Origin of the sequence: Streptococcus mitis (assembly GCF_001579035.1) — a bacterium.
Classification (GTDB): Bacteria; Bacillota; Bacilli; order Lactobacillales; family Streptococcaceae; genus Streptococcus; species Streptococcus mitis_J.
In genome coordinates, this window is sequence record NZ_KQ970288.1 from 110,199 (window position 1) to 114,847 (window position 4,649).

Genomic DNA, 4,649 nt, shown 5'->3' on the forward strand with positions numbered 1-4,649 from the left:
CAAAGCAAGATAAACAATTCGAGCCCCTCTCTTTTCTAACAAGTCCCCCATCTGAACCGATTGCATAAAGGAACGAGAAGAAACCTGATCAGAATAAGCCTGAAACTCTTCTTTCGTGAGTGTAGTTAGTGCCATATACTTACTTTCTATGTTTTTTCTTAATGTTTTACGGAAATCAAGAGCAAATCTTAACAGAGGATAGAGAGGATGAGTGGGTATTGTAAATTCACCCAAGTATTCTTCAATCGTTGGATTAAAATTAGCTTTAAAACGATAGAGTCCACCATCTAAAGCATTCTCGACGCCTCCTAAATTTTGCCATAAAATGCCACGTTCAAAGGAATATCGAGCTGTCTCATACCAAGTCAAAATAGGAGCTTTATAACGTCTAAAATCTTCATCCATTCCTGCGTATAGATTGACAGAAGTTTGTCCGAATTCTAAAGTCAAGGTAGCCGCTAAGGGAACTCTTGATTGACCTGCATCCATATATTCCTGCAGGAAAGTCAATTCCTCTAACAAACGTTCTTTTTCCTTCTTCTGCGCTTCTACTTTTGAAGTTCGAGTCGACTCAGTAAAGGTCTCTTCCAAGGCTCTGTTTTTCGCCAACTGTTCGTCTAATTCTTGCGAACGTTTAGAGATATCCAAGGTGGCCAAGGTGATATAGGCCTTGTCCTTAAAATTATCTAACAACTTTTTATAATAGGTTTCATTCCTCAAACGAATCTCTTTTCGCTTCTCAGTTTTTTTCATCAAAAAGGAAAAAGACTCCAATAATTCAGTTCCACCAAATTGAATCTCTACCCCCTTATTCCGTGCTGTTCGAATAGCCTGTTTTGTTGACTTGGAAAGTTTATCTTCTTCAAAATTTTCCTTGTATATTTTCGCCTGAATACGAGGTTGAATGGTGTCTCCCATTTCCTCTGTTTTTCCCGACCACCTTACTCCCATTTGTTGCAAACTATCAATAATAGCCAGATTTTCAGGAAATTCTGTTTTTTCCTGATTAATTAAACTTTGAGACAGGCAAATACTTGGGTCAAAAGTCACAAAAATAGCTCTCTTACTGCGAGCATAAGACTTAATGGACTGAATGACAAAACTCAAGAGTTCCGTATCCCCATAATCCAATACGGGTCCTCTTGGGATGTAAAACATTTTATAGCCTAGCGGAAGAGTTCTAATCAAAATACTAGCTGTCGCCAGTAATCTTTCTTCCCTGTAAACACCAAACTTCTCATGTTCCCAGTCAGACTTAACTTCCTCCCAAGCACTACTTTGTAATACATTGGCTAATTCATGGTCTTTGACAAACTGATCATATTCTAATGCGGGAATGCCAATTTGATAACGGTACATTTCCTACTCTCTTTCCTCCAGTATCTTATTACTATTCTACTACTTTCGTTTGAAAAGTCTAGTGAAAACATATTTTATTTTAGTTCTACTTCCCCTATGCTGAAATTCAAACTAAGTCAATCTCTCTTCTAATTCGAAATCAATTGGTAGGGTTGCTAAGAACCGTTCCAATTGTTTTTCCCAGTAATACCACTCGTGAGTTCCAGCGCTATGGCTATAGGTCACATCAAAACCTAATTTTTTGAGATTTTTCACTGCGAGATTATTGGCTTCATACAAGAAATCCTGCTCGCCACACCAAGCCCAGAGCTTGGTCTTTTTATCCGATTTTTTAGCCAGACTTTCAAGAGAATAGGGGCTAGCTGTCCAATCTTTAATCTCCCCAAACACACCTCTCCAATAAGCTGGTGTTCCCAAATTTTGGCTTTCAGGAGAAAAATCTTGAAAACTAAGGGCACCTGAAAAGCTAGCTGCACGTGAGAAACGATTTGTAGCAAGAGCCAGTTTGAAGCAGCCATAGCCTCCCATAGAAAGACCAGCGATAAAGGTCTTTTCACGCTTGCTAGTCATGTTAGGGAAGAAGCGTTTTAAAACCTGTGGTAATTCCTCTGCTAAAGCTGTGTAATAGTCAAAACCATATTGAGTATCAGTGTACCAACCATTGCTGGTATTGGGCATGACGACGATGAGATTAGTCCCCCGAAGCAAGCGTTCTACATTGGTCCGCTTGAGCCAACCATTATGATTGCCAGACATCCCGTGCAAGAGGTACAAGACAGGGATATCTTTACAATCTGGCTCTTCCACTCGATTGGCATCAGGGTAGAGGACATTCACTCCCCACTCCATATCCAAAACTTGTGAGTAATACTCGATTTTCATTACTGCCATAATTTTTCCTCTATTTTTCTATAAGAAAAAGCCGAAACTCGACTTTCTCTCTGTTTATTTCAACGATTATTTTGCTTCCATGACTACTGGTAAAATAGCTGGACGACGTTTGGTTTGGTCAAAGAGATACTTGGTAAGATTATCACGAACCTTCCCTTTGAGATCTGCCCAGTCAAAGTCATCTCCTTGAAGATACTCTTCCACCGTTTGGTTAATCAATTCTGAACTTTCACGGAGAATATCGCGACTCTTCTTGAGATAAACAAATCCACGCGTGTGAACACGAGCCTTGGCTACAATTTTCTTCTCACGACGGTTAACGGTAATTGCTACGATAAAAATACCATCCTCTGACAAGACCTTACGGTCACGAAGAACCACATTTCCAACATCACCAATGGCATTCCCATCAATCAAGACATCGCCTGCTGAAACTGCGCCAGCTGGGACAAAGTCCCCATTCTCATAAGCCATGCTGGTTCCCTTTTTAGGGATGAAAATGCGTTCTGGCAGCATCCCGACGGCCATAGCAGCCTTAGCGTGAGCATCCAACTCACGGTATTCCCCTTGAATTGGGAAGAGATACTTAGGTTGCAAGAGATTAATCATCAACTGCAAGTCACGCGCATTCCCATGTCCTGACACACGCAAGCTTTGAGTGATCAGTTTGACAACACCGCCAGCTTGGTAAATCATGTTTTCCACACGCGCCATGACCGCTTCTTTGGCGATAGATGGAGTCGTTACGATATAGACCAGATCACCGTCCTTGATTTCCACATAACGATGGCGACCAATCGACATCTTGCGAAGACCGTTGATAGGCTCACCCATACGGCCTGTCTCAAGGATAATCAACTCATGGTCTTCAAAACGAGACATATCTTTTGGCTTAATCAAAAGACTCTCGTTAGCTAGAGATAATTTCTTAAGGCGAATAGCAGTACGGACGATATTTTCAATATCGAATCCTGTCAAAACCACACGACGACCTGTTGCATCCGCAGCGTCAAACACCTGCTGGATACGAGAGAGGTTGCTGGCTACAGCCGCAACGATGATACGACCATCCCAGTCCGAAATGGTTTGAGTGATCTCGTCCCCAACTTCACTTTCGCTAGCCACTTGGATATTGCTATCTGCATTGGCTGAATCGCTAAGGAGAGCCAGAACTCCATCACGACCGATTTCTGCCAAACGAGCGAAGTCTGTCGCATAGGATTCACTAGCTGTCTGGTCAAATTTGAAGTCGCCTGTATAAACGATACTACCTTCAGCTGTCTTCAAGACCACACCCAAACTTTCTGGGATAGAGTGGGTCGTACGGAAGAAGGACACTACAGTCCCTCCGAAATCAATCTCCGTATCTTCATCAATGACATGGAAATCATTGAATTTCTTAACCGTGTCATTTCCTTTGACAAAGAGTTTGGCCAACTCAATGGTCAGCTCAGATCCAAATACAGGTACCTTGGCTTCAGCCAAGAGATAAGGCAGAGCACCAATGGCATCCGCATGCCCGTGGGTCAAGAAGACCCCTGCGATACGGTCACTATTTTCAAAAAGGTAGTCCATATTTGGAATAACGACATCCACCCCTAGTTGTTCATTTTCAGGGTATTTTAGACCTGCGTCCAAAACGAAAATAGAACCATCGATTTCAGCGATATACATATTTTTCCCGTTTTCACGTACACCACCAAGTGTTGTTAAACTGATATTACTCATTTTTCCTCCGAAAGCTTAGTTTATCTTGATTATAGGGTTGCTTGCCCTCTTATTCTAAAAGCACTATTACTTTTAGCCGAATCTTTTCCTACCATTATACCATTTTTTTGATGATTTTCAAAATGAAGATTTGTTTTCAAAAAAGAGCTGGTTTCCCAACTCTTTCCTATCTGCTATTCTTTTTCCATTAAAAAGTCATAAATTTCTTGCACGGTACCCAGCGCCATTATTTCTTGGTCTTTGACGGTTTGTTTTAGATTTTGGTAAATCTGACTTTCTCCGATCTCCCGCTTTGGCGCCTCTTTATTGACTGTCATGACCCCCATCTTTAATCATCACAAAGCCTAGCTCTTCAAATACTTGAATCATTTTGACCAGCAAGATTTGTTGGATATTGAGATAAGCAGCCAAATCCTTCAGTTTGTAGCGAATATCAAACTCTGGGAACTTGTAGATGGTCTTGTACAATTTGGCAAACTGCTCTCTAGTCCCATAGCCTGTCAGATAGTAGGCCTTGTCAATATCATTTTTGAAATAAACAGTAGAAAAATTCTGCTCCTGAAAAATGGTCTTCAGCTGAGTAATATCCTCAGGAATGGTTTTTACAACCACAGCATCACTATTTACTAGATTGGGCAGTTCCCCAGCAAAATCCAAGACTGGAACCCCTT

3 protein-coding genes and 2 pseudogenes are annotated in these 4,649 nt (G+C 41.3%); all 5 read right to left on the reverse strand.

All coding sequences use genetic code 11. The features are described 5' to 3' along the window. Positions 1 to 135, reverse strand: a 135-nt coding sequence (locus tag SMIDD26_RS13065; protein ID WP_246746978.1) for a peptidoglycan bridge formation glycyltransferase FemA/FemB family protein, incomplete at its 3' end; no start/stop codon positions are given. A gap of 108 nt (positions 136 to 243) precedes the next feature. After that, a pseudogene (locus SMIDD26_RS06740) lies at positions 244 to 1,359 on the reverse strand (aminoacyltransferase); the annotation flags it as partial. Between the two features lie 111 nt (positions 1,360 to 1,470). Then, positions 1,471 to 2,250, reverse strand: coding sequence for an alpha/beta hydrolase (locus SMIDD26_RS06745; RefSeq protein ID WP_061439632.1), 780 nt, complete (start codon positions 2,248 to 2,250; stop codon positions 1,471 to 1,473). A 66-nt stretch (positions 2,251 to 2,316) separates the two neighbouring features. Beyond that, the gene (locus SMIDD26_RS06750; protein ID WP_061439633.1) at positions 2,317 to 3,978 is read right to left on the reverse strand and encodes a ribonuclease J; all 1,662 of its coding nucleotides are present in this window, start codon (positions 3,976 to 3,978) and stop codon (positions 2,317 to 2,319) included. Positions 3,979 to 4,151: 173 nt separating this feature from the next. Beyond that, a pseudogene (locus SMIDD26_RS06755) lies at positions 4,152 to 4,649 on the reverse strand (single-stranded-DNA-specific exonuclease C-terminal domain-containing protein); the annotation flags it as partial.